Source organism: Bacteroides sp. AN502(2024) (genome assembly GCF_041227145.1).
In the GTDB taxonomy this organism is placed as follows: Bacteria; Bacteroidota; Bacteroidia; order Bacteroidales; family Bacteroidaceae; genus Bacteroides.
Genome location: NZ_JBGFSP010000003.1, coordinates 2,488,131 through 2,512,110 on the forward strand (window position 1 = coordinate 2,488,131; position 23,980 = coordinate 2,512,110).

Annotated in this window: 22 protein-coding genes; 7 read left to right on the forward strand and 15 right to left on the reverse strand. The window is 46.8% G+C overall.

Annotation, left to right across the window (positions count from 1 at the left end; translation table 11 throughout):
• Positions 1-41: 41 nt before the first annotated feature.
• Entirely contained in the window at positions 42-1,103 is a 1,062-nt protein-coding gene (buk, locus tag AB9N12_RS09555) for a butyrate kinase (protein ID WP_369891668.1), read from the reverse strand.
• A gap of 25 nt (positions 1,104-1,128) precedes the next feature.
• A complete protein-coding gene (locus AB9N12_RS09560; RefSeq protein ID WP_369891670.1) occupies positions 1,129-2,088 on the reverse strand; it encodes a phosphate acyltransferase in 960 nt (319 codons plus the stop codon).
• A gap of 180 nt (positions 2,089-2,268) precedes the next feature.
• On the opposite strand from AB9N12_RS09560, the gene AB9N12_RS09565 reads away from it, so the two are divergent.
• The 3 genes from AB9N12_RS09565 to AB9N12_RS09575 all read left to right on the forward strand — a co-directional run bounded on the left by AB9N12_RS09565 (position 2,269) and on the right by AB9N12_RS09575 (position 4,782).
• Entirely contained in the window at positions 2,269-3,177 is a 909-nt protein-coding gene (locus AB9N12_RS09565; RefSeq protein WP_369891672.1) for an LD-carboxypeptidase, read from the forward strand.
• 70 nt (positions 3,178-3,247) lie between these two features.
• A complete protein-coding gene (locus tag AB9N12_RS09570; RefSeq protein ID WP_369891674.1) occupies positions 3,248-4,243 on the forward strand; it encodes a M28 family peptidase in 996 nt (331 codons plus the stop codon).
• 110 nt (positions 4,244-4,353) lie between these two features.
• Positions 4,354-4,782, forward strand: a complete 429-nt coding sequence (locus tag AB9N12_RS09575) for a SufE family protein (RefSeq protein ID WP_369891675.1) — start codon at positions 4,354-4,356, stop codon at positions 4,780-4,782.
• Between the two features lie 260 nt (positions 4,783-5,042).
• Here the strand turns inward: AB9N12_RS09575 and AB9N12_RS09580 are convergent, their stop codons facing one another.
• From AB9N12_RS09580 to AB9N12_RS09610, 7 genes are all read right to left on the reverse strand, one after another.
• Entirely contained in the window at positions 5,043-5,822 is a 780-nt protein-coding gene (locus AB9N12_RS09580; protein WP_369891677.1) for a lysostaphin resistance A-like protein, read from the reverse strand.
• A gap of 78 nt (positions 5,823-5,900) precedes the next feature.
• The gene (gene ribF / locus AB9N12_RS09585) at positions 5,901-6,872 is read right to left on the reverse strand and encodes a riboflavin biosynthesis protein RibF (protein WP_369891679.1); all 972 of its coding nucleotides are present in this window, start codon (positions 6,870-6,872) and stop codon (positions 5,901-5,903) included.
• A 10-nt stretch (positions 6,873-6,882) separates the two neighbouring features.
• On the reverse strand, positions 6,883-7,506 hold the full coding sequence (locus AB9N12_RS09590; RefSeq protein ID WP_369891680.1) for an HAD family hydrolase: 624 nt from the start codon (positions 7,504-7,506) through the stop codon (positions 6,883-6,885).
• On the reverse strand, positions 7,496-10,201 hold the full coding sequence (locus tag AB9N12_RS09595; RefSeq protein ID WP_369891682.1) for a calcium-translocating P-type ATPase, PMCA-type: 2,706 nt from the start codon (positions 10,199-10,201) through the stop codon (positions 7,496-7,498). The genes AB9N12_RS09590 and AB9N12_RS09595 overlap by 11 nt, the downstream gene beginning before the upstream one ends.
• Before the next feature lie 202 nt (positions 10,202-10,403).
• Entirely contained in the window at positions 10,404-11,651 is a 1,248-nt protein-coding gene (locus AB9N12_RS09600; RefSeq protein ID WP_369891683.1) for a hypothetical protein, read from the reverse strand.
• A 350-nt stretch (positions 11,652-12,001) separates the two neighbouring features.
• A complete protein-coding gene (locus AB9N12_RS09605; RefSeq protein WP_369891685.1) occupies positions 12,002-12,214 on the reverse strand; it encodes a hypothetical protein in 213 nt (70 codons plus the stop codon).
• Positions 12,215-12,826: 612 nt separating this feature from the next.
• A complete protein-coding gene (locus tag AB9N12_RS09610; protein WP_369891687.1) occupies positions 12,827-12,982 on the reverse strand; it encodes a hypothetical protein in 156 nt (51 codons plus the stop codon).
• A gap of 91 nt (positions 12,983-13,073) precedes the next feature.
• On the opposite strand from AB9N12_RS09610, the gene rd reads away from it, so the two are divergent.
• Together rd and AB9N12_RS09620 are read left to right on the forward strand one after the other, a co-directional pair.
• Positions 13,074-13,238, forward strand: a complete 165-nt coding sequence (rd, locus tag AB9N12_RS09615; RefSeq protein WP_004306971.1) for a rubredoxin — start codon at positions 13,074-13,076, stop codon at positions 13,236-13,238.
• A gap of 14 nt (positions 13,239-13,252) precedes the next feature.
• Positions 13,253-13,516 (forward strand): hypothetical protein, encoded by a 264-nt coding sequence (locus tag AB9N12_RS09620; RefSeq protein WP_369891689.1) that lies wholly within the window; start codon positions 13,253-13,255, stop codon positions 13,514-13,516.
• Positions 13,517-13,687: 171 nt separating this feature from the next.
• Here AB9N12_RS09620 and AB9N12_RS09625 read toward each other — a convergent pair whose 3' ends face one another.
• The gene (locus AB9N12_RS09625; RefSeq protein WP_369891690.1) at positions 13,688-15,385 is read right to left on the reverse strand and encodes a Na/Pi cotransporter family protein; all 1,698 of its coding nucleotides are present in this window, start codon (positions 15,383-15,385) and stop codon (positions 13,688-13,690) included.
• Between the two features lie 83 nt (positions 15,386-15,468).
• Here AB9N12_RS09625 and AB9N12_RS09630 point away from each other — a divergent pair, with 83 nt between their 5' ends.
• Together AB9N12_RS09630 and AB9N12_RS09635 are read left to right on the forward strand one after the other, a co-directional pair.
• Positions 15,469-17,142, forward strand: a complete 1,674-nt coding sequence (locus tag AB9N12_RS09630) for a nucleoside kinase (protein ID WP_369891692.1) — start codon at positions 15,469-15,471, stop codon at positions 17,140-17,142.
• Between the two features lie 217 nt (positions 17,143-17,359).
• Entirely contained in the window at positions 17,360-17,761 is a 402-nt protein-coding gene (locus tag AB9N12_RS09635; RefSeq protein WP_369891694.1) for a hypothetical protein, read from the forward strand.
• Positions 17,762-17,767: 6 nt separating this feature from the next.
• Here the strand turns inward: AB9N12_RS09635 and AB9N12_RS09640 are convergent, their stop codons facing one another.
• From AB9N12_RS09640 to AB9N12_RS09660, 5 genes are read right to left on the reverse strand one after another with little or no spacing between them, the layout of a single operon-like run.
• A complete protein-coding gene (locus AB9N12_RS09640; protein WP_369891696.1) occupies positions 17,768-19,078 on the reverse strand; it encodes an acetylxylan esterase in 1,311 nt (436 codons plus the stop codon).
• Between the two features lie 60 nt (positions 19,079-19,138).
• Positions 19,139-21,001, reverse strand: coding sequence for a serine hydrolase (locus tag AB9N12_RS09645; protein WP_369891698.1), 1,863 nt, complete (start codon positions 20,999-21,001; stop codon positions 19,139-19,141).
• Positions 21,002-21,013: 12 nt separating this feature from the next.
• On the reverse strand, positions 21,014-21,829 hold the full coding sequence (gene murQ, locus AB9N12_RS09650; RefSeq protein ID WP_369891699.1) for an N-acetylmuramic acid 6-phosphate etherase: 816 nt from the start codon (positions 21,827-21,829) through the stop codon (positions 21,014-21,016).
• Between the two features lie 18 nt (positions 21,830-21,847).
• On the reverse strand, positions 21,848-22,687 hold the full coding sequence (locus AB9N12_RS09655; RefSeq protein ID WP_369891701.1) for an ATPase: 840 nt from the start codon (positions 22,685-22,687) through the stop codon (positions 21,848-21,850).
• A 47-nt stretch (positions 22,688-22,734) separates the two neighbouring features.
• Entirely contained in the window at positions 22,735-23,925 is a 1,191-nt protein-coding gene (locus AB9N12_RS09660; RefSeq protein WP_369891703.1) for an acyltransferase family protein, read from the reverse strand.
• Between the last annotated feature and the right edge of the window lie 55 nt (positions 23,926-23,980).

Here is a 23,980-nt window from a genome sequence, read left to right on the forward strand (position 1 = left end):
CTTATATTCTTATATTAAAGGCTTCTTGTTTACCATTTATGTTATTTATAAACTTGTATCGGCAATTCTCCTTTGAGTGCTCCTATGGCATTAAATGCCAACGATTCCATTTCATTCTCTCCCGGGTAAACGTAGATGGGAGCCAGGAAAGAGATTCTTTTTTTCAGTCTTGAAACCACATAATCCGAATAGGCGATGCCTCCTGTCAGAAGGATAGCGTCTACTTTCCCACAAAGCACGGTAGCGCCGGCACCTATCGCTTTGGCAACATTGTAAATCATAGCATCCAGTATCAGTTCCGCTTTTTTATCTCCCTCCTCGATAGATTGGATAATGACGGGAACATCGGTCGTACCTAGATGAGCATTCAGTCCGGCGCGTCCGGAGATACGTTTTTTTAATTCGTCTTTGGTGAATTGACCGCTAAAGCAAAGGTCGATCAGTTGACCGGCGGGAAGTGTGCCGGCGCGTTCCGGTGAGAAAGGACCTTCACCGTCCAATGCATTGTTGGCGTCAATGGCCCGTCCGTGGTGATGGACCGCGACAGAGATGCCACCTCCCAGATGGCAGATGATTAAATCCAGGTTTTCGTATTGGGTTCCCTGCTCCTTGGCAAAGCGGCGTGCGATTGCTTTTTGGTTCAAAGCATGCCAGATCGTAATCTTTGGCATTAAAGGAGAACCTGTAATGCGTGCTATGTCTTCCAGTTCATCCACCACTCCCGGGTCGGCAATGAAAGCCGGGCAGCCGGGTAAGGTAGCTGCCAGTTCGTTGGCGATCAAGCCTCCTAAGTTACAGGCATGGGTACGCATGGCATGTACGGTATCACGTTGCATGGCCTCATTTACCTCATATACTCCTCCCGGTATCGGTTTTACTAAACCGCCGCGTCCGATGATGGCATCAAAAGAAAAAGGTATCCTGTTGTTTTCCAATTCTTGTAACACCAGTTTCTTTCGGAATTCAAACTGGTCTATCACTTCGGGAAAAGCGGAAAGTTCTTCTACTGAATGTTTTATATTGCTGACGAACAGAGGAGTGTCATTTTCGTAAACCGCTATTTTGGTAGAGGTAGAACCGGGGTTGATAACCAGAATTTTCATGAATAGTAGGTTTTTTGTGGTGAATTTAGAATGATGAGCCGGTGATTGGGCTGATTTGTTTCCTGCATTTGCAATCTCCTGATACTTGTAAGCATGCCATCGCAATGCTGTAATATTTGGACAAGCCGGAATCGCTACGGGATGGAAGCACTACAGGGCAAATGGGTCCTTGCAGCAGTCCTGCCATTTCAGCCTGTGCAAACAGAGAAACGGATTTGTAGAATGCATTACCCGATTCGATGTTCGGGAATATCAAGACATCCGCTTGTCCGTTGATGGGAGATATAATCCCTTTAATATCACCACTTGCCTGTTCGCAGGCAGTACGTACATCCAGCGGACCGTCAATAATCACATCTCCGAATTCTCCCTCCTCGGCAAGTTCTACGATATTCACATAATCTAGTGAATGAGGGAACTTGGCACTCACTTTTTCTGTGCAGTGGATCAACGCGACACGCGGTTGTTTGATGCCGAAGTGGCGGCAGGTACAGATCGCATACCAGATCATTTCTATGCGTTGCTGTAGCGTAGGACGCGGGATGACAGCGGCATCCGAGAAGAAAAGCAGTTTGTGGTAAGTCGGAATTTCCATCACAGCCAGATGCGTGAGGATTTCCCCTTTCGGCAACAGACCTTTTTCTTTGTCGAGTATAGCATGCAGTAAGTTGTCGGTATTGATAATCCCTTTCATCAAAATATCCGCTCCTCCTTCACGGACAATGCGGACAGCTTCGCGCGCCGCTTCATCCGGATTTTCTATGTGGATGGTTTTTATGTATTCGGGATATTGTTTGAGCATAGGATATTTCTTCAGAATGGTAGAATCTCCAATCATCAGAAATTCAGCAATTCCTTCTTCCAAAGCACGGGAGATGGCATATTCAGTGTTAGGGTCGTTCGCGCAGACCACGGCGATTCGTTTTCTATGGTTTAGTGTTTTAAGATGCGCCGTTAATTGGGCAAAATTTAGAATAGGTTCCATAACGTTAGATTTTGAGCAAATATCAGAAAAATGATTGAAAAAATAACGATTATAACCCGAAAAAATGCATCCATTATGTAACATTTTGCTATATTTCATTTGTTTTACCTGTTGGATGTGCGTGGAACCGTTTTTTCCTGTATTTTTGCACACAAATCCCCCAATAAAATAAGAACATATATGGATATTCAATTTCCTCCCTTTTTGCAGAAAGGTGATAAAGTGGTTATCGTATCACCTTCGAGTAAGATAGACCGGCAATTCCTGAAAGGAGCCAAGAAACGGCTTGAATCATGGGGTTTGAAAGTGGCTATAGGAAAGCATGCCGGAAGTTCATCGGGAAGATATGCCGGAACAGTCGGGCAGCGGCTCAAGGATCTGCAGGATGCGATGGACGATCCTAAGGTGAAAGCTATTCTTTGTAGTCGCGGAGGCTACGGGGCAGTACATTTGATCGATAAGATCGATTTTACGGCTTTTCGTGATCATCCGAAATGGTTATTGGGCTTTAGCGATATAACAGTCCTGCACAATCTGTTTCAGAAAAACGGATATGCGTCCCTTCATTCATTGATGGCCCGTCATCTTACGGTGGAACCTGAAAACGATCTTTGCGCAAACTATCTGAAGGATATTTTATGGGGAAATATTCCTTCTTACACGTGCGAGAAGCATAAATTGAACAAGCAGGGGAGTGCACAAGGCGTTTTGCGTGGCGGTAACATGGCGGTAGCTTACGGTTTGCGTGGGACTCCTTATGATATTCCGGCGGAAGGGACTATACTGTTTATTGAAGATGTTAGCGAACGTCCGCATGCCATCGAGCGTATGATGTATAATTTGAAGCTGGGAGGCGTACTTGAAAAATTGTCCGGACTGATTATCGGTCAATTTACGGAATATGAGGAAGACCATTCGCTGGGTAAGGATTTGTATGCCGCTTTGGCGGATTTGCTAAAAGAGTATGATTATCCCGTCTGTTTCAATTTCCCGGTGGGGCATGTGACTCATAATCTCCCGCTTATCAACGGTGCCAAAGTGGAACTTGCGGTAGGAAAGAAAAATGTGGAACTGAAGTTTATATGTTAATAATCCATTCCATCTGAACGATGCTGTGGTGAAAATGACTAATTTTGAGACCTTAATAGATAAAAGGACGATGAGAAAGAAAACTATGATCGTATTAATGAGTGCCTTTTTGTTATTATCAGCATTCTCTTGCGGTGGCGGTAACAAGGTAAACCGTATGAGTGAACAAAATGAAGAAACTGTGGTGAATGTACCTCATTTTGATGCGGATAGTGCTTATTTGTATGTAAAGAACCAGGTGGATTTCGGACCTCGTGTTCCCAATACCCAAGAACATGTTGCCTGTGGTAATTATCTTGCCGGTCAGCTGGAGACTTTCGGGGCACAAGTGATTAATCAATATGCCGATTTGATTGCTTATGACGGGACGTTGTTGAAAGCGAGAAACATTATCGGTTCTTATAAGCCGGAAAGTAAAAAAAGAATCGCCCTGTTCGCACATTGGGATACACGTCCATGGGCGGATAACGATCCGGACGAGAAGAATCATAAAACTCCGATTCTGGGCGCGAATGATGGTGCCAGTGGCGTGGGAGTGTTGCTCGAAATAGCCCGTCTGGTCAATCGGCAACAACCGGAATTGGGGGTTGACATCATTCTCTTGGATGCCGAGGATTATGGTGCGCCACAGTTTTACACGGGGCAGCATAAGGAGGAGTTCTGGTGTCTGGGATCGCAGTATTGGGCACGTAATCCTCATGTACAAGGATATAATGCACGTTGGGGCATCCTGCTCGATATGGTAGGAGGTAAAGGCAGCGTGTTTATGAAAGAAGGATATTCGGAAGAATTTGCTCCGGACATCAATAAGAAGGTCTGGAAAGCAGCAAAGAAGGCAGGTTACGGAAAGACTTTCATGGATGGAAACGGAGGATTTGTAACGGACGACCATTTGTTCATCAATCGTCTGGCACGTATAAAAACGATTGATATCATTCCATACAATCAGGAAGGTGACTTTACCCCGACATGGCATACAGTCGATGACGATATGGAACATATTGATAAGAACACGTTGAAGGCAGTGGGACAGACGGTATTGGACGTGATTTACCATGAGAAATGATATACCATGAGAAATGATATAATAAGGTGTCGATATACCGGTGTGCCGGTGTTGAATGCGGCATCTGTTATTCGCACATTGGGCTATTGTCTAATTAAATAATTACTATAATGTCAATTAATGAACTACAAGACGAAGTGATTGCGGAATTCAGCGACTTCGACGATTGGATGGACCGTTATCAATTACTTATTGATCTGGGAAATGAGCAGGAACCACTTGAAGAGAAATATAAGACGGAACAAAATTTGATTGAAGGATGCCAGAGTAGAGTATGGCTTCAGGCAGATGAGGTGGATGGCCGGATTGTTTTTAAAGCGGAAAGCGATGCTTTGATTGTAAAGGGAATTATTGCCTTGTTGATTAAAGTACTTTCGGGACATACTCCTGATGAAATCTTGAATGCAGATCTTTATTTTATAGACAAGATCGGGCTGAAAGAGCATCTGTCGCCAACGCGCAGCAACGGTTTGCTGTCGATGGTAAAACAAATACGAATGTATGCATTGGCATTCAAAGCGAAAGGAGGGGCTGTCTGACAAGTCCTGTCTTAACGATTTTGAGGCTGTCTGACAAGCTATATCTTAACAATATCGAGGGTGTCCGACAAGTCCTGTCTTAACAATATCGAGGGTGTGTCATAATGCCTGAATATAAAGATTTACCCCTGCTACAGATAGCTATAGCAGGGGTTATTTCTTCAAAAAGGGAATTTTGACACACCCTCGATTTTCAATTTCCGAGACTTGTCAGACCGCCTCGACTTCTAATTGCTGAGATCTGTTAGACCGCCTCTTCTTTATGCCCGTTTGGGGGAAGTCAGACGGTGCATCATCTGTATGACACCGATAAACAGGAGGATCGACCCGAATAGGGTGATGAGATAGGGGGTACCGCTCATCAGATCGTCCATGTTTTCTGCTTCGGGATATCGGATGCTAAGATACACTGCCAATGAGTTGTTTAGTATATGCATGAATGTGCAAGGTATCAGGCTGTCTGTCCGGTAATAAGTCCATGCCAGCAGGATACCGATCAGAAATGCCGGAAGGATTTGGGCGGGATTTATATGAAAGACACCGAACAGAAGTGCGGAAATCAGAATGGCCCGGGTCGGATTGTATTGTTGAAGTAAGGCCCGGGTGATGGCTCCGCGGAATAACAACTCTTCAAGTACGGGTCCTACGACAGCTATTGCAAGAATACCGCCCCAGCCGGATTGGAGAATGTCGAAAGATTGTTTCATGATATTGGGAATCCAATCCAACAGACTCATGAGTGAGGAGACTACAAATCCGCAAGTGAGGATGGCGATGGCACTGCAAACCAGATAAGGGCCCGATACGGGTAACCATGTCTCCCTCTGTTTACTGATATAACCGGCTTTCCATAGATAAACACCCATCATGATCTGACCGGCGAGCTGTGCCGGAATCAGGACCATTTGCGTCAGAACGACTCTATCCAGATTTCCCGTGGTGGCCCACAAATAGATTGTGCAGGGAATCATCATCAGGATCGGAGCAATGATCTGCGCAATGAGAAGGTATATCAATACTAATTTGATCGCTGTTTTCATCGGTTTTTTATTTAGTGGTAAAGAAGCTATAGATAAACATCGCTAACATCGATATGACTATTACCACCAAAGAGATGCTCATAAATGGCTTTTGCATAAGAATCTGTTTTTAAGAATTGTTTCTGTCTCTTCAGCATCCTTATGGAGCTGTGTAATTAACTCGTCGATACCGGATAATTTCAGTTCGGGGCGTATCCGTTTGACAAACGTAAGCCGGATGAATTTATCATAGATGTCGGAATGAAAGTGGAGGATATTCACCTCGATGGTCCGGTCCGGTCCGTTGTCGATCGTTGGGCGGACACCTATATTCAGCATCCCCATATACGTTTTTCCATCCAGTGTCACCCATACGGCATATACGCCATCGGCAGGAACCAGTTTGTCGGGATCATCCACTCGTAGATTGGCTGTCGGGAAACCTATTTTTCTGCCTACCTGATAGCCACCCACTACCCTTCCGTCAAGGAAATACTCATATTTCAGACAATGGGCGGCCCTATCAACCTTTCCCTCCAGAAGAAGTTGTCGGATCAGGGAAGAGCTTATCGGAACGTCGGGCTCATTCCCCCCGGCTATATGGCCGGTATACGCTTGTGCGCGAATCACCTCCATGCCAATTTCTTTCCCATAACGCACATAATCTTCGAAGCCTTCGCTGCGGTTGTGTCCGAACCGATGGTCATAGCCGATCACCAGATATGTGACCCGATAACGCTCTTTTAAGAGCCGCGTCATAAACTCACGGGCGGTGAGCCGGGAAATTTCGGGAGTGAAGTCGAGCAGCAGGCAGTAATCTACCCCGATGTCTGCAAGCAGGCTCGTTTTCTCTTCGGGAGTAGTCAGCAGTTCCGGACGATACTTGGCATTCATCACTTTTCGGGGATGAACCGGAAAGGTTACCAATGCAGAGCGTACACCTTTCGTGACGGCTATCTCCTTCACTTGCCGAATCAGATAGCGATGTCCTGCATGCACCCCGTCGAAGAAACCGATGGTAGCTACGCAGGGTTCGAGGGGCGTTGCCGGTGTGTCACGTATAATCTGCATATCTTTCCGTTTATTGAAGGTTAAACAGATGGCTCCAGTCTTCGCCCGCTTTCGCCGTATAGGTGGAGATTCCTACATTCCGGGCTGTTTGACAGTTGATTTCAGAATCATCGATAAAGAGGGTCTCTTCCGGTTCGATGCCAGTGTCGGCTATGACAGCCTGGAAGATCTCCGGTTCCGGCTTGGCCATTTTCATTTCAAAAGAGAGGAATGCCTTTTCAAAATAATCTTCCGCCTTAAAGGTGCGGTAAGGAAACAAATGAGCGCATGCCCATTCCCAATGAATCGGGTTGGTATTGCTCAATAAGTAGACGACATATTTCTCGCGTAATTTTAATAATAAATCAAGCTTTTGGGTGGGTATGTCTACCAGAAAACTATTCCAGGCTGCATCTATCTGCCCGTCGCTAACGGCTTTGCCTATCATTTTACGAACTCCGTCGCGGAATTCGGCAGCTGTAATCAATCCTTTCTCCTGTTGCATCAGGATTCCGTCCGGATGCCGGATATCCAGCAAGTCGTCCACGTTGGGGACCCCCAGCTTCCGGAAGTTCTCCATGCAACGTTGCCGGTCGAGATTGATCAGCACACCCCCCAAATCGATCAGCAGGTTTTTGATTCCTTTATTTTCCATTTCTGCTTTTTTTCTGAATAACACGTCGGACAAGGCGGATCACTTCTCCCACCCATAACACCGTGGACGAAGTGCCTATGATGAAAAGCCACGTTTGCCAGTCGAGCGGTTCGGTACGGAATACAGCTCCACCGAATTGTACGATGAGGAACTGTCCGCCGAGAATGGCCAGTACAATCAGTTCCATCCCATACGATTGGGAAAGCCCCTTGAACGCCGAATCGGTAGTGCCGAATACACGGGCATTGAACAGATTCCAGAATTGCAGCATGACAAAGAAGGTGAAGAAAATGGTCAGGTTGCGCACAGTCATTCCTTGTGTGCTGTGGTCGAAATAATAAATCATCCCGAGCAGTAGGACGAGGAAGATGGAACCCACACCTATGATACAGGATTTCATGGCCCTGCTGATGATAAAATCGGTGCTGCGGCGCGGTTTCTCAAGCATGACGGTTTCGCTGGGTGGGATGGAGGCAAGAGCCAGAGCGGCAAAAGTATCCATGATCAGGTTCACCCATAACATCTGCGTGACGGTCAGCGGAAGTTCCGTACCGATGAGGGAGCCTAACAGAACGATAAGCAATGCCACAAAGTTGATCGTCAGCTGGAAGAGAATGAAACGCTGGATATTCTTATACAGTGAACGTCCCCACATAACGGCGGTTCCGATACTGTTGAAAGAGTCGTCGAGCAATGTAATATCACTGGCCTCTTTGGCTACGGAAGTACCCGTGCCCATCGACAGGCCTACTTGGGCATGATTCAGCGCCGGGGCATCGTTCGTCCCGTCGCCGGTCACGGCTACGACTGCTCCTTTCTGTTGGAGCAACTGTACCAGACGCTGTTTGTCTGTCGGGCGGGCGCGCGACATGATTTTGAGGTCCATTACCCTGTCCAATGCCTCCTCGTCACTCAATTCGGCAAATGCAACACCGGTGATCCGGTTTCGTTCCGTATCGGTTTCGGGGTTCCAAAGGCCGATCTGACGTGCGATTTCCGTGGCAGTGCCCGGAGTGTCACCGGTCACGATCTTGATGCCGATGCCTGCCGACTGACATTTCGCAACCGCAGCAGGTACGTCCGGACGAATCGGGTCGGAGATGGCAACCACTCCCAAGAAACACAGGTCGTTGGCCGCCACCAGTTCCGTGCAATCGTCCGACTCATTCTCTCCAACGATCTTGAAGGCAAATCCCAGTGTACGCATGGCCATATTCTGATAAGCCGACAGTTGTGCTTCCACTGTAGACCGATATTCTGCGGCATCCACCCGTTGTCCGTCCAGAATCACCTCTTTGCACTTGCTCAAAACGATTTCGGGAGCTCCTTTGATATAAAGTATCTTCTTGCCGATGAGGGGAGACTCGACATGAGTTGCCATGAATTTCCGCTCGGTGGAGAAGGTGAGTTGATCGAGGACGTGTGCCTGCTCGCGGAGTTGCAGGTAGTCTCTTCCCTGTTTGTCAAGCCAGAGCAATAAAGCCACTTCGGTCGGGTTTCCTACGCCTTTGGGCTTCTCTCCGTCGGCCGGCTCTTCCAGGAAAGCTGTTGAGTTGACACTGATGCCCTCTGCGATCAGTGCGCTGATGTCATCATCAGACAAGTCGCTGCCATGGGGGATACCATAGAAATTGGGCTCGTACACCTGCATCAGATTTTGCGTCAGCGTGCCGGTTTTATCCGTACAAATCACGGTGATGGCTCCCATGGTTTCGCAGGCGTGCATCTTCCGCACCAAGTTGTTGGTGGAAAGCATGCGGCGCATGTTCAATGCCAGGCTCAGAGTGACGCTCATGGGCAATCCTTCGGGCACGGCCACTACAATCAGTGTGACTGCCATCATGAAATATTTCAGTGTCCGTTCGAGAACCGGAAGCCACTCGTGCCATCCGTTGAGCGAACCGAAATCAAAGAAGAGTAATACATCCTTGACAAAGAATATAAGGAAAGCAAGACCGGCAACGGTAAACCCGATCTTTCCGATCAGGTTTGCCAGTCGGGTCAGCTGTATGTTCAGCGGGGTGGGCTCGAGATTCTCCTCCGTGCTCTGGCGGGCCACTTTCCCGATTTCAGTGGCATCACCCACGTGTAGCACACGCATGGTTCCATGCCCGTCGACTACGGTAGTGCCACGCATCACCCGGTTAGAGGCATACGTCGCCTCTCCATCAAAATCCGTTTCTACCGTGGTTTTATTGATCACGGGCTCTCCCGTCAGGTTGGACTCGTTTACTTGCAGGGAGACAGCTTCGAGCAACTCACCGTCAGCGGGAATCTCCTCACCCGTCTCCAGCATCACAATGTCACCTACCACGATGTCTTTGCGGGGGATTTCCTGTACATGTCCGTTCCGGATCACTTTTACCAATGTCTCTTCGTTGACTGCATTGAGCAAGTCGAATTTCTTGCCGGCATCATATTCGAAAAAGAAACCGATTCCGGTGGCCAGTAAGATAGCGGCTATGATTCCGATTGTTTCGGCATATTCGTTCTCGATGATGGAAATGATGAACGAGAAGATGGCCGCCACCAATAATACACGCACAACCGGGTCTTCAAATTTTTCCAGATAGAGCTTCCAGAGAGAAGGGCGCTTGGGGGGCGTCAACAGGTTGATGCCATGTTTCTCCCTGCTTTGCAGGACTTCGTTATCCGTCAGTCCTAAGTGATAACAGTCGTTTTTATGGGTACTCATGCAGATACGTGCGTTTAATTTCGAATCACAAAGGTATGAATAAAAAGTGAAATGCGAAATTATGAAGCAGGACGGTTTTCAAATCGTTACTCGCCGGGAAGTGATTTTTAACACATGGTACCGTAATTGACAGCTTGTGACTTCGGTTGGCTTATCAATCGTTGGGGGACACAAATGAAATATGAACGGTGTGTCTTTTACTCTATTTCGAGACAGGACGGATACTCAACCCGTAGTAGCGTTCAATCCGACCCACGCCGTGGTTGAGGTTGTCAAAGTAGAGGTAGTATGCATTCGGCCCACCGCCCTCGCCGGGTGTAGAGCACCAAAAGGTGCAAGTCTCCGACTTGCTGTTGAACGACGTCCCGGAGCGCCAACCGGCGGCGGGGAGGAATATGGAGTTGCCATTTATTTTGCTCGTGACTTTGTAGCCGTTATGGCCACCTAGTGTCGTCTTTGTCCATGTGCAATTGTCGATAAGCTCTTGAACCTCCGCTTTCGTCGGCAATCGCCACGGAGCGCCCCAATTGGCACGGGCGACATCGTATTGACGATTACCGGCTATGTCGCCAAGATGCTTGTTCCAGGTCTTACAGTTTCCGACCGTATATTTTGACTTCGTTGTCGTTTCACCCCATGTATAGTAATTGCCGTAATCCGAAGGCGAAGATGCACCGACATTGCATGTCGCCCACTTCACGCTCAGGCCCAGATCGACATATTTACATACAGTACTATTTGCAGAGTCATCGAAAACAGCCCTGATGCTCTTACCGAATGGGCGCCTGTCCCGACTTATGGCGGAGTAATTTTTTTGATTGAAATTGAATTCATAAGCATATTTCAGAGTGTTGTCAACGTAAGGCGTAGAACACCAATAATATCCACATACCCCCGTTCCCAATGCTACCCGTCCGGACATGAAACCGGCGCTAGGCAGGAAAATGGAGTTACCGTTCGGCCCGGTAATTTTGCAGCCTTTGCACCCGTTGCGGGTCGTCCACGTCCATGTACACATACTGTGCAGTTCATCGATCTCTTTCTTTGTCGGCAGTCGCCACTTGCCGCCCCAGTTTGCTCGTGCGGCATCGTATCGGGGATCGCCCGATATGTCACCGAGATGCTTCTTGTCCGTTTTGCTATTCGTATTGTATGCCGGCTTGGAAGTGATTTCTCCCCATGCGAAATAATCGCCATATTTCTCTGGCGAAGATGCACCGACATTGCATGTTGCCCACTTCACGCTCAACCCCAGATCAACCCACTCGTGATTGTCGTTTCGTTCGATGCCGGCTTGCAATGCTTCTGACATGAAGTTGTCTGTACATGATTGCACAACATCGGATTCGGCCGTTGCCGGCACGGATGCCACCATACATACAATAGCAAAGAGTGCGGCTAACAAACCGCCGGAGGCTTTTCTTCTGCCTGATACTGAATTTCTTTTCATAGTTATACGTTCGAATTTATTTTGCATTATAATGATCTTGGCGATGATTGTTGCGGCAAATATACGGAGAATTCGTGAGATTACGGTATGGTCTCGGGAAATAGAGTAAGGTATTGGCACGGTCCTTTCATTTAAAACGGTTTTGTTCTCTCAAAAATGGCCGGATAAAAGAAAAGGCATGGCTGAGCTTACGAGAGGCTTTCCCATGAGTTTTATAAAGTTGTTGCGATTCTTGGCTCAAAAATGAAAAAAAACGAATTTCGATAGAAAGATGATTGCCTGACCTACAAACATCAACAAATTACCCGGTTCGCATTGGACCGAGTAGGGGGGATGTCTATACTTTTATCTTAATGGAAAGAGCCGTGCGGACAGGTGATTGGGGCAAGCGGCTTGAAAAGCCGGAAGCAACCGGAAGCAACGCCGAAGCATCGTTGGGACTTTGCTACGTTACCCACCCGTAACCACGCCTGAAACTGTCGGATGGTGAACGGAACAGAAGTGACACCCACGGGACGAATATGCCATGCCCATCGCATGTGCACTTGCGTGTTTTTGACCATCTGTTTGATTGTGGCCGTTGCGAACAGCCCGAAACAAGCGATGGTAAATGCGTTTCAAGAGGTAGTTGCTTGCTCTTTGAGATACTTCATGGAAGTATGAGCTTGGCGATTGCTGAAAGAACGAGGATTTATGTATGGCAGCATATAAAAACAGAAGAAGGCTCATCTGTTCCGATAGAAAGCGTCCGGAAAACACGGCTCTTGAGCCTGACAGGCAATCCAAACAAGTCGGAATCGTTCATCACAAGTCTCAAACAGCTTTTTGGCAAACAATAAACGCGGTTTCCTCTTCCTCCCAACTCTCCGGCAAACAATAAACACGGTTTCCTCTTCCTCCCAACTCTCCGGCAAACAATAAACACGGTTTTCCTTTCCAACCAACTCTCCGGCAAGCAAGAAACACAGTTTCCTCTTCCTTCCAACACTCCGGCAAACAAAAAACACGGTTTCCTCTTCCTCCCAACTCTCCGGCAAGCAAAAAACACGGTTTCCTCTTCCTCCCAACAACACAGACAAACAAAAAACACATAATCTTGCGTGCACTCATTCCAAAAGAGGCGGTAATCAGCCGATTATGGTTACGTCGGGCATTGAAATACGCCGGATACCTCGTTACCTAATTCCTTCCCGAACGGAAATATACTCAAAAACAGCTTCTCCGGTTTGTTTCTCCGGCATGATACGATACGAGCGGCAGCATGTCGCCGGATGAGTCGGGAGGTGGGCGTGATTGCATTGTGAATCGGTTGCATGACTTACACTTGGCATATTTTTTTTCGTTCGTTTGAAAATCATGTTGAACAAATCTCCCGCCGTTTGTGTTATATTAATCAGAAAACCTATTAAAAAAACGAACGTTATGAAAAAGTACATTTGCACGGTATGTGAGTATATCTATGATCCCGAACAAGGAGATCCGGAAAGTGGTATTGAACCGGGAACTGCATTTGAAGATATTCCCGATGATTGGACTTGCCCGTTATGTGGGGTAGGAAAAGAGGACTTTGAACCGTACGAAGGATAAAACTGAGAGAGAGAATGATTGAAAGGAGAATGGCTGGGTATATCCATAGATACCCGGTCATTTTTTTTGCTTTTATGGTGGGAAGCGGCGCTGACGGGTATAACCCTAATCTCTTGGATGCAAAATCGGAAGCGATGCATCATCGGGCGGCTGTCACGACCGGTCTGAGGACTTTAAAAGATAATGCTATCCATAAAAGAGGCTCTCTGACAAACAACGTCCTGTCTGCACGAAGAGAGTGTGCCGTAATGCCTACATATACAGCTGAGACTGTCTGACAGGTATCCATAATTAAAAGTCACCCCTGCCGAAGCATATTCCGGCAGGGGCAAAATCGTTAAAATAGGACTTGTCAGACAGCCTCTTTCCTCAAAAAGGGAATTCCGGCACACCCTCTTCTCATGACCGGGACCCGTTACACGGCCTCTTTATCTCCCTTATCTTATCTGTTAAGAAACTTTTTTCTCTTTCACATCACTGCTGGCTTCCACTACATTCACCACATAATCGCCCAGCTTCTCACATTCGGCAATGATATCCATGTAGTAAACCCCCATTTGATAATCATACTCCTTGTTGTTCACATCCAGGATATTCTGATTCTTCAATTGGTTGCGGTAGTTGTTGATTTCGTTTTCCAGATTGAACGACTTATTGATATCGATGCTCTGATGTTCCGTTTTCTCTACCACCGCAATCATTTGAGTAAGCGCATCGTTCGTCAGCTTCATCATGAAGTGGATGTGTTCATATTGTTTCTCGATGAAGTCCAGGTTGGTCTGGCGTTTCCGGTTGATCGTACGTGCCAGGTTATAGCAGCTGTCGCCGATGCTTTCGATTTCTGTCACTTCGCGCAACATGGCACGTATCTGCAGCTTACTCTCCGAACTCAAACGGCCTTCGGATACCTGATTCAGGTAGTTGGCTATTTCAAGCTCCATATTGTCGCTGATGTTTTCATATTTCTCTATCCGGCTGAACAGCTTATTGAAATCGTCATCCTTTTCCGTATGCAGCAGGTCCTGTACCATGCCGAACATCCGGTGCGTACGTTCCGCGAAAAGATGGATCTCCTTCCGTGCCTGAAGGATGGAAAGTTCGGCAGTGGAAAGCATACCGCCGGTGATAAATCGCAGGCGGGGTTCTTCGTCTTCCTCTTTCGGATGGATTAAAGCGCATACGGTACGCTCGATCAGTTTCACAGCCCATATCAGTATGCAAACGTTGCAGATGTTGAAGATGGAGTGGAACGCCGACAGTTTGTAGGAGATGGCCACTTCCGGATTATTGCTCGGGAAGAAAGAATCCACTACCCAGTTCACCAGTTCCATGAAAGGATGGAAGACAATCAACACCCACATCACGCCGAACACATTGAAAACAAAATGGGCCAATGCTGCCCGCTTAGCCTGTGTGTTGGCTGTAAGTGCGGCAAGATTGGCCGTGATAGTAGTACCGATGTTTTCTCCCAATACGAGTGCCGCTCCCAGTTCCAGACTGATCCACCCGTTGGCACACATGATTAATGTGATGGCCATGGTGGCTGCGGAGGCTTGCACAATCATCGTCAGTATCGTACCGATGAGCATGAACAGGATGATGGAGAAGAATCCCATGTCCGTGTAGTTCTGTACGAAGGCAAGCATCTCCGGGTTGGCATTCAGGTCGGGTGCATTTGCTTTCAGATAAGAAAGCCCCATGAAAAGGAACGAAAAACCGAAAATGAATTCACCGATGGATTTGCGGTTGCTCTTGCCGGAGAAGATCAGTGGAAGGGCGATGGCCAGGAGGGGGAGGGCGAAGGCGGCCATGTCAACCTTAAATCCGAAAATGGAAATGATCCAGGCAGTGACGGTAGTACCGATATTGGCACCCATAATCACGCTGATGGATTCGGCAAGTGTAAGTAGCCCGGCGTTCACGAAACTGACGACCATCACCGTTGTTGCCGAAGAAGACTGGATAAGGGCTGTAATCAACACTCCTGTTAGAACTCCCGTTACCCGGTTGGTGGTCATTGCCGTTAGAATGCTTCGCAATCTGTCACCCGCGACCTTTTGTAAGCCCTCGCTCATGATCTTCATTCCGTAGAGGAAGAGTCCTAATGAACCTATGAGCTTTAAAAAATCATAAAAAGAATATTCCATCTATAATATTTTTAATGGTTATTTGTTCTCAATCTGATTATAAGTATATTAGTCCCAAATTATTCACCTTTTAACAAAACCCGATGAAACAGATGTTACAAATATGCTGCAAAAATAACAATATTTCCAAAGAATTCCCTATCGGAAGTTCACTTTTGGATATTTATTATGGTTTTAATCTTAATTTTCCTTATCAGGTAGTGAGTGCCAAGGTCAACAATCGCTCCGAGGGACTTAATTTTAAGGTATATAGCAATAAGGATGTGGAGTTTCTGGATGTGAGAGACCCCTCCGGTATGCGCACGTATGTCCGTTCGCTCTGTTTTGTCTTGTTTAAAGCGGTTACGGAGCTGTTTCCCGAAGGAAAATTGTTTGTGGAACATCCTGTGTCGAAAGGCTATTTCTGCAATTTGCGGATGGGACGCCCCATCGAGCTGGAGGATGTGAGGCGCATCAAGCAACGGATGCAGGAGATCATTGCGGAAGATATTCCTTATCACCGCATGGAATGTCATACGGCGGAAGCGGTGCGGATCTTCAGTGAGCGGGGGATGAATGATAAAGTGAAATTATTGGAAACTTCCGGTTCTCTTTATACCTATTATTATACGTTGGGCGATACGGTTGATTTTTATTATGGCAATCTGCTGCCCAGTACCGGATATCTTCATCTGTTCGATATCGTAAAGTATTACGACGGGCTGTTGCTCCGGATTCCGAGCCGCGAAAACCCGAATGTGCTCGAAGAGGTGGTGAAGCAGGAGAAGATGTTGGATGTCTTTAAGGAGTATCTGAACTGGAGCTATATCATGGGACTCAATAATGCCGGAGATGTTAACCTGGCCTGTGAGGAAGGACATGCCACCGATCTGATTAATGTGGCGGAAGCCTTGCAGGAGAAAAAGATAGCGCAGATAGCCGATACGATCTTCCATCGTGGAGAAAATGGCAACCGGATCAAACTGGTTCTGATTGCCGGACCCTCTTCTTCGGGAAAGACCACTTTCAGCAAACGGCTTTCGATTCAGCTGATGACCAATGGGTTGAAGCCGTTCCCGATCTCTTTGGACAATTATTTCGTTGACCGCGAAGAAACCCCCTTGGATGAGAACGGAAACTATGATTACGAATCACTCTATGCGCTCGATCTGGAATTGTTCAATCAACAGTTGCAGGCGCTTCTCCGTGGCGAAGAGGTGGAACTGCCCCGGTTTAATTTCTCTCTTGGCAAGAAGGAATATAAAGGTGACAAACTGAAAATAGAGGACAATACCATCCTGATTCTGGAGGGTATCCATGCCTTGAATCCCGAACTGACACCGCATATACCGGCCGAACGGAAATTCAAGATTTACGTTTCGGCATTAACCACCATCTCGTTGGACGATCACAACTGGATTCCGACTACGGACAACCGTTTGCTGCGCCGCATTATCCGCGACTTTAATTATCGGGGATACTCTGCACGTGAGACCATATCACGCTGGCCCAGTGTGCGTGCCGGCGAAGATAAATGGATCTTTCCTTATCAAGAGAATGCCGATGTCATGTTCAATTCTGCACTGCTCTTTGAATTTGCCGTACTGCGTTTGCATGCCGAACCTATTCTGATGGGGGTTCCGCGTAACTGTCCTGAATATGGTGAGGCCTACCGGTTACTGAAGTTTATCAGATATTTCGTCCCGGTGCAGGATAAGGAGATTCCGCCTACCTCCTTACTGCGTGAGTTTCTGGGAGGAAGCAGCTTTAAATATTAAGTATAAAAAATTAGGATATATGGGTGATTTGTGCTTCCTTTGCAGGAAATATGGTAAATCTTTTATTACAGAGTAAGGAAAGGGTATACAAAAATAGAGAAATTTGAATAGTATTTTGAAGAAAGGGTGTTAAGGTTGTTGTGAAAAACCTTAAAATGCTGAACTTTTGATTACTTTTGTTGTTAAGAAGAGACTGTATACAACAAAAAATGTGAGTATGATTTTTTATAATAGTCTTTTAGCGAAGTGCTTCTTAGGAAAAGGAAAGAAGCACTATTTTATGTTGGGCTGGTTTTTCTTTACCCGTTATAAATCTTTGGAGGTCTGGGAAGAGATGGAACTGCGGATTCATGCCAGGCAGTATTGGGAATGTTTTCCGTTGACGCTGATACCGGCACTCGTTTTGTCAATCCTGTTCTCATGGTGGTGGATGGTGTTGCCCTTCGTGACTTATCACATACTTTATTGGTTTGAAAAAATCATCCGTTCTCATTCCATCTTTAATTGGGAGGCGATAGAGCACAGCGGCGATACGCTTTATCTTAGGAAAAGAAAAGCGTATGCCTGGAGGAAATGGTACGGGAAGAAAGAGTTGCCCGCCTGCAGCTGGAATGATTGAGATTTTCTATTTCAAATGCTTTTTGATCCAAAGCAGATGTCCGTATTCGGTATCGTTGGAAGTCCAATGCTCATTAATCGGAGTAATCAGTGCCTCTTTCGGACAGTTTAGCACATTGTATACGATGTAACTGGTGGTCGGAGGACATACATCGTCGTTGAATCCCCATGTCATGTAGGTATCTGCCTTGATTGACTTCGCAAAGTTCACTACATCATAATAAGCCATTGTTTTTATTTTCTCGGGAGTGTCCATCTCAGCCGAATTCCTGAATAAATGAGGGTATCCGCCGGCACGTCCGGCTTTATAGCCTGCCATGTCACTTAATGCAGGATGATTGGCGACACAGGCCGTCACCCGTTGATCCAGTCCGGCGGTGATTAATGCCAGGGCACCTCCTTGGCTGCCTCCTTGTGTGATGACGTTTTTGCCATCCCATTCAGGCAGGGAGGTCAGGAAGTCTATGGAGCGTACGCAAGCCAGATATACCCGTTTCATATAGTAATTGTCGCGGCTATCGAGCCCATTGGTTAGGTAGCCGTTCGCTCTGCCGTTAAAAGCGTTGCTGATTTCTTTGAATGTTTCATCACTCATCTCCGGATGAAGGCCGTGTATCTCGATCTCGAAGCGGATGTAACCTTGCTCTGCGTAATATTTGTGTCGCAGTGGCTCTTTGATGGTTTTGATTCCTGCTCCCGGAGGGCATAGTACAACCGGGAATCTGCCCTCTTTCTTGGGATAGAACAGATAGCCGTAGATGCATTGCCCGCGTTTGTTCAGCTGTAGCCTGACCAGGTAACAATCTATTTGATCGGTTGAATATTTTTCTACATGCTCTTTGGTGTACGTTAGCGGAAACTCTTTTTGTTCCGCTTTCGCTTTCTCCCAGAATTCCTTGAAATCGGTGGGCATGGTGGTGTACGGGAGAAGTCTTTCCGGCGAAAAACCGACTTTTACATGATGCGAATAACTCTTCCCGTCTACGGTGGCTTTCAGCCGGCAATCACGGAATCCGGGTTCTTTCATGGTGCCGAGGGGAATGACGGCTCTTCCGTTTTTCAAAACCACGCTCCCTTGGATGTCGGCGTCAGGCATCATATCTCCCTTTATTTCATAGGTGACGGTTACGTTGTCCTTGGGGATGCCGTATTTGTAGAATTGCACTTCTACGGTTGCTTCTTCTCCTGTTCGATAGAGCCAGTCGGCATGGTTGGGAACTGTGACCCAAAGTACGTCACTTCTATAAGGATAGTTTTCGGCTACAGCGGATAACAAAGTCAGCGACCATAGCCATACGGATGAAAGGAGTCTCTTCATGGTGTGATTCATTGTTTTTATGGATTTGAGATCGTAAATTGTTTTAATTTGGTTGCAATATTACATAAAATTCTTCAGTTTTTTAGCCCATATCTTATAGCCTTCATCGGTCAGATGCAATCCGTCGGAAGTTAAATCTGTCCGCAATACATTGGTTCCTTTCTCCGTAAAAAGTGGGAAGAGATTGATATAGGTGATTTTTCTTTCTTTGGCCAATGCCTCTAATCGGGCATTGATTTCGGGTATCATTGCTGTTTTACCGGTTAATTTCTTGTAGCGACCCAAACTTTCATTGATAGGTAGCAGGCTTTGCAGATAAAGTTTGGTTTTGGGAGACTCCTTTTGGATTCGTTCCACTGTCATACGAATCATGTTTACTATACTGTCGGTTGTCAGATCATGAGAGATGTCATTGACACCGATAAGCAAGAACAACTTTGACGGATGCCTGGGTAGTATTTGGTGCAAACGGTCGTAAATGCCCATTACTTCATCACCGATGATTCCTCGGTTACGTATGTTCTTCTTGCCAAGAAGTGCAGACCAGTCTCCGCCTCCTTCGGTCAGGCTGTTTCCCAACATAACTATGTCTTTGGCAGTAATGGCTGGTTCATCCATGAATTGAAGAAAACGCTTGTAGTAGTGGTCGGTATATACTCGTGGAGCGGGACAAATGGAGGCAGCTACGATGTTGGCCACTAATGAGCGTAACCGTACAGTGCTGTGTCCGTCTTCAGGATGTACGGCATTGGTTAAAAGAATGACTGAAGTATCGTTGTCCGGATCGATGACGATAGAAGTACCGGTATAGCCGGTATGGCTATATGTGTTTGGACTGAAGAAGTCTCCATGGTTGGAAGCATAAGCTGTAAAGCAGTCCCACCCTAATGTACGTCCTAAGTCAGCAGTTGCACGAGGAACAGTGCGCATGGTTTTTACACCCAAAGGGCTGAGTATGCGGCGTCCGTTCCATTCACCGCCATTCTGCAGGGCTGCACAAAGGAGTGCGATGTCTTCTGCACAAGAGAACACGCCGGCATTACCGCTGATGCCTCCGTTCAAGATACGTGCAAGAGGATCATGTACCTGTCCGCAGAGTACTTGCCCATCCGGTTGTCTTTCTGTGGGGGCGATGAGGCTATGCCAGTCTCCGGCAGTCATACTTGCCCAGCGGGCATCTTCCGTATTCACCCATTGGCCATTCTTGTCACGTGCGCAGGGCAGATAATCGGTATGGTTCATTCCCAGTACATCGAACAGATTTTCGCGGGCAAAATCACGTAATGACTTGCCACTGACACTCTCTATGATATGCTGCAAGGTGATGAAGTTCAGGCAACTGTACTGGAAGCCGGTTCGCGGTTTGAAGTCGCGTTTGCAAGTGGCTATGTATTCCATCAATCCTTTAGGGTTGGGCGAACCGTACTTTTCCTCCAATGCGGTGACAGGAGCGTAGGGAGGCAGACCGGAAGTATGTGTCATCAGATCGGCAATGCGGATTGTCTCTTTTTCTTTGCCGTCTTCACTTTCCCAGCTGATGAAGTTGGGGATATAAAGGCTGACGGGATCCTGTATACGCAGTTTGCCTTGTTCTGCCAATATCAGGGTACAAATGGCTGTACTCATTGATTTGCTGCAGGAGGCCATATCGAAGATGGTATTGATTGTCATCGGTTCTGCATTCGGATAAGTCCGCTTGTTGCCGTACGCTTTTAAATAAGCCATTTTGCCATTGCGTACTACGGCTAGTACGGCACCGGGAATACTTTTGTCGGTAATGGCATTTTCAATGACTTCATCGGCATGCATTAGTTGGCGGGAATTCATTCCCACTTGTTCGGGGGCTACTCGCTGCAAAGGTTGTGCTACGGCAACCTGTAAGCCGGCGAGCAGGGAAAAAAGGAGAAGATATGATGTTTGCATATAAAGAAGCTTTTACGGTTGTGCACGATAGGCATCGACTGCTTTTTTGACAGAGCCATGCATCAGTAACAATGCTTGGGCCTTGCCATAATCCAAACCAAGCTCTTCTACGAGCATCCGTGTACCACGGTCGACCAATTTCTTGTTGCTGAGTTGCATATTTACCATTTTATTACCTTTGACACGTCCTAATTGTATCATGATGGAGGTAGTGATCATGTTCAGAATCATCTTTTGCCCCGTCCCGGATTTCATGCGGGAACTTCCGGTTACATATTCCGGTCCGACCACCATTTCAATAGCTACATCTGCTTCCGCAGCCATTGGAGAATCGGGATTACTGGTGATGCAACCGGTCAGGATACCGTGTTCACGTGCTTCGTGCATGGCTCCGATTACGTAGGGAGTTGTACCGGAAGCTGCGATGCCGATTACCGTATCCTTATCGGTAATATGGTGTTCCATCAGCTCTTCCCAGCCGCGATGCATATCATCTTCTGCATTTTCTACCGGGTTACGGAGGGCGGTGTCGCCACCGGCAATCAGACCGATAACCAACGTGGGAGGCATACCGAATGTGGGTGGTATTTCCGAAGCGTCGAGAACCCCGAGGCGTCCGCTGGTTCCTGCACCCATATAGAAGATACGTCCGCCTTGCTTCATGCGGGGCACAATTTGAGTTATCAGTTTCTCTATTTGAGGAATTGTCTTTTGTACGGCAAGTGCCACTTTCTGGTCTTCCGTATTGATGTCATCCAGAATTTCACGGACCGACTTTTTTTCCAGGTCGTTGTAGAGCGAAGGTTGCTCTGAGATTTTTACGAACATAATGGTATTTGTTATTTATTACTTTTCATGGTGATACTTAATCAATCCTTCCATCGGGCTCTTGGTGATAGTACCTGGTTGGATACCCATTTCCTGTGCAGCCTTCAATAGGATGTCTTTGTAATAAAAAGCCACGGAACCGATAAAATGTACCTTGTTATGCCGGTAATCGTATTGCATGACGTTACGTTTCAGGAAAGCCTTGAAACTGCTTAATACCAGTGTATGCACGCACGGCTCGTTCAGGTTCTGTGCTAAGAATGGAGACAAGCTTGCCAGAAAACGGTTGGGAAATGGTTGGCGGTAAACACGGTCTATGATTTCTCCGGGTGTCAGATTGAATTGTGAGAGGAACTTTTCTTTCAGTTCCGGCGTCATCTGGTTTTTGAGAATATCGCCTACCAACAACTTGCCCAGGCAAGCCCCGCTACCTTCGTCTCCAAGGATAAAGCCTAATGGGGAGACATTGGCGACAATCTCTTTCCCATTGTAGTAACAGGAGTTAGAGCCTGTTCCCATAATGCAGGCGATGCCTGGGCGATGCCCGCAAAGTCCTCTTGCGGCAGCCAGCATGTCGGTGCTGACTTCCACATCTCCTTTGACTTTCAGATGCTTGGTGATGGCACGGTGTACCATACTTATTTTGTCGGGAACACATCCGGCTCCGTAAAAATAGACAGCATCCAGTTCTTGGGCTCTTAATTGAGGCAATAGGACGGTCTCTATTTCATTACTGATTTCCTCTTCCGACTGAAAGAAAGGATTGGTGCCTTTGGTGAATATCTGCTGGAGAAGCACTCCATTTTCTACAACGCACCAATCGGTTTTTGTAGATCCACTGTCTGCGATTAGAATCATTTTGATTGATGATTTTATGGTTTGTGAATGATAATTTTAGAGGGAAACTATATTTTGATATATATTTTCCGTTTGTATAATTGATATCCGATACACCAGTTGATGACGATGAACATCAGGGCATAGGCCAAGGAGCCGCCGGTTTCACCAAACAGGGGGGCAAGGATTATCTGATATAAAAATCCATGTATGCTGATACTGCCTCCGTTCCACGGCAAACTGATGCTTCCCAAAAGAATGGCGAGTACACCGCCCAATACATACATGAACAATGGGTTGACTCCGAAGGATTCGAAGAACATGCTCCATCTTTTGTATCCTTTCACATCGATCATCCAGATCAGCAGTGCCAGGAAGCTGGATGCCAATCCGCAGGTAACGAGTACAAAGGTCGGCGACCAGATCTTTTTGCTGATAGGACATCCGTAGCTCAACAGAAAACCTGCAAAAGTAAGGATCGTACCGACAATGAACAGTTTGATAAGGTGTGAGTCGAGTACGTTCGTACCGTTTTCCTTGGCGCCTCGACTCTCTTCCAGCATCATACGTCCTACACAGAAGCCCAGCAATACATGAGCAATGGCGGGGATAGTGCTTAGGATTCCTTCCGGATCTATTCCGTTGTCTTTGTACATGTGTGCGGGAGTCAGGACAGCACGATCGACGATGGAAAGTATATTTGTTTCATTGTAAGCGAATCCGTTTCCGCACATCAGCAAAATGAAATAGCCTGTTAATAAGGTAGCAATGAGATAGGGGATATTTTTATGCTTCATAGTCAGGGCAATGATGGACGTTGCTCCATAGCACAGTGCCAGACGTTGCATGACACCTAAGATACGTATACGGTCAAAAGTCCATACAGATGCCCATAGATTCTCACCGAAGCTTAGATGGTCCGGAGCAGAACTCCAATAATAGCAGAAGCGTGAAAACCAACCGATAGCCATTCCTATGAGGAAGATGATGATGGTACGTCTTAGTATTTTCAAGGCAGCGGCACGACTGAACTCGAAATTGTATTTCTTCAGGGAAATGTAGGTAGAGATCCCCATGATAAACATAAAGAAAGGAAAAACGAGGTCGGTAGGGGTCAGCCCGATCCATTGTGCATGTGCCAGGGGAGCATAAATGTGAGCCCACGACCCGGGGTTGTTTACCATAATCATTCCTGCAATGGTAATGCCCCGGAGAATATCAAGGGCAAGAATACGTTTGCTTGTTTTTTGACTGTTCATAGCGTAATGTGTGTTAAGTTCTAACTATCTTTCCGTTATCGTATTTTCCTTTGTC

What these genes read in the sequence shown, in the direction of transcription:
- AB9N12_RS09640 (WP_369891696.1), bottom strand. Translation starts at nt 19,078, where the DNA reads ATGAAGAGACTCCTTTCATCCGTATGGCTATGGTCGCTGACTTTGTTA.
- AB9N12_RS09575 (WP_369891675.1), top strand. Translation starts at nt 4,354, where the DNA reads ATGTCAATTAATGAACTACAAGACGAAGTGATTGCGGAATTCAGCGAC.
- AB9N12_RS09635 (WP_369891694.1), top strand. Translation starts at nt 17,360, where the DNA reads ATGATTTTTTATAATAGTCTTTTAGCGAAGTGCTTCTTAGGAAAAGGA.
- AB9N12_RS09645 (WP_369891698.1), bottom strand. Translation starts at nt 21,001, where the DNA reads ATGCAAACATCATATCTTCTCCTTTTTTCCCTGCTCGCCGGCTTACAG.
- buk (WP_369891668.1), bottom strand. Translation starts at nt 1,103, where the DNA reads ATGAAAATTCTGGTTATCAACCCCGGTTCTACCTCTACCAAAATAGCG.
- AB9N12_RS09580 (WP_369891677.1), bottom strand. Translation starts at nt 5,822, where the DNA reads ATGAAAACAGCGATCAAATTAGTATTGATATACCTTCTCATTGCGCAG.
- AB9N12_RS09630 (WP_369891692.1), top strand. Translation starts at nt 15,469, where the DNA reads ATGAAACAGATGTTACAAATATGCTGCAAAAATAACAATATTTCCAAA.
- AB9N12_RS09560 (WP_369891670.1), bottom strand. Translation starts at nt 2,088, where the DNA reads ATGGAACCTATTCTAAATTTTGCCCAATTAACGGCGCATCTTAAAACA.
- AB9N12_RS09610 (WP_369891687.1), bottom strand. Translation starts at nt 12,982, where the DNA reads ATGCCAAGTGTAAGTCATGCAACCGATTCACAATGCAATCACGCCCAC.
- AB9N12_RS09620 (WP_369891689.1), top strand. Translation starts at nt 13,253, where the DNA reads ATGATTGAAAGGAGAATGGCTGGGTATATCCATAGATACCCGGTCATT.
- ribF (WP_369891679.1), bottom strand. Translation starts at nt 6,872, where the DNA reads ATGCAGATTATACGTGACACACCGGCAACGCCCCTCGAACCCTGCGTA.
- AB9N12_RS09600 (WP_369891683.1), bottom strand. Translation starts at nt 11,651, where the DNA reads ATGAAAAGAAATTCAGTATCAGGCAGAAGAAAAGCCTCCGGCGGTTTG.
- AB9N12_RS09590 (WP_369891680.1), bottom strand. Translation starts at nt 7,506, where the DNA reads ATGGAAAATAAAGGAATCAAAAACCTGCTGATCGATTTGGGGGGTGTG.
- AB9N12_RS09595 (WP_369891682.1), bottom strand. Translation starts at nt 10,201, where the DNA reads ATGAGTACCCATAAAAACGACTGTTATCACTTAGGACTGACGGATAAC.
- AB9N12_RS09565 (WP_369891672.1), top strand. Translation starts at nt 2,269, where the DNA reads ATGGATATTCAATTTCCTCCCTTTTTGCAGAAAGGTGATAAAGTGGTT.
- AB9N12_RS09570 (WP_369891674.1), top strand. Translation starts at nt 3,248, where the DNA reads ATGAGAAAGAAAACTATGATCGTATTAATGAGTGCCTTTTTGTTATTA.
- AB9N12_RS09605 (WP_369891685.1), bottom strand. Translation starts at nt 12,214, where the DNA reads ATGGTCAAAAACACGCAAGTGCACATGCGATGGGCATGGCATATTCGT.
- rd (WP_004306971.1), top strand. Translation starts at nt 13,074, where the DNA reads ATGAAAAAGTACATTTGCACGGTATGTGAGTATATCTATGATCCCGAA.
- murQ (WP_369891699.1), bottom strand. Translation starts at nt 21,829, where the DNA reads ATGTTCGTAAAAATCTCAGAGCAACCTTCGCTCTACAACGACCTGGAA.
- AB9N12_RS09660 (WP_369891703.1), bottom strand. Translation starts at nt 23,925, where the DNA reads ATGAACAGTCAAAAAACAAGCAAACGTATTCTTGCCCTTGATATTCTC.
- AB9N12_RS09625 (WP_369891690.1), bottom strand. Translation starts at nt 15,385, where the DNA reads ATGGAATATTCTTTTTATGATTTTTTAAAGCTCATAGGTTCATTAGGA.
- AB9N12_RS09655 (WP_369891701.1), bottom strand. Translation starts at nt 22,687, where the DNA reads ATGATTCTAATCGCAGACAGTGGATCTACAAAAACCGATTGGTGCGTT.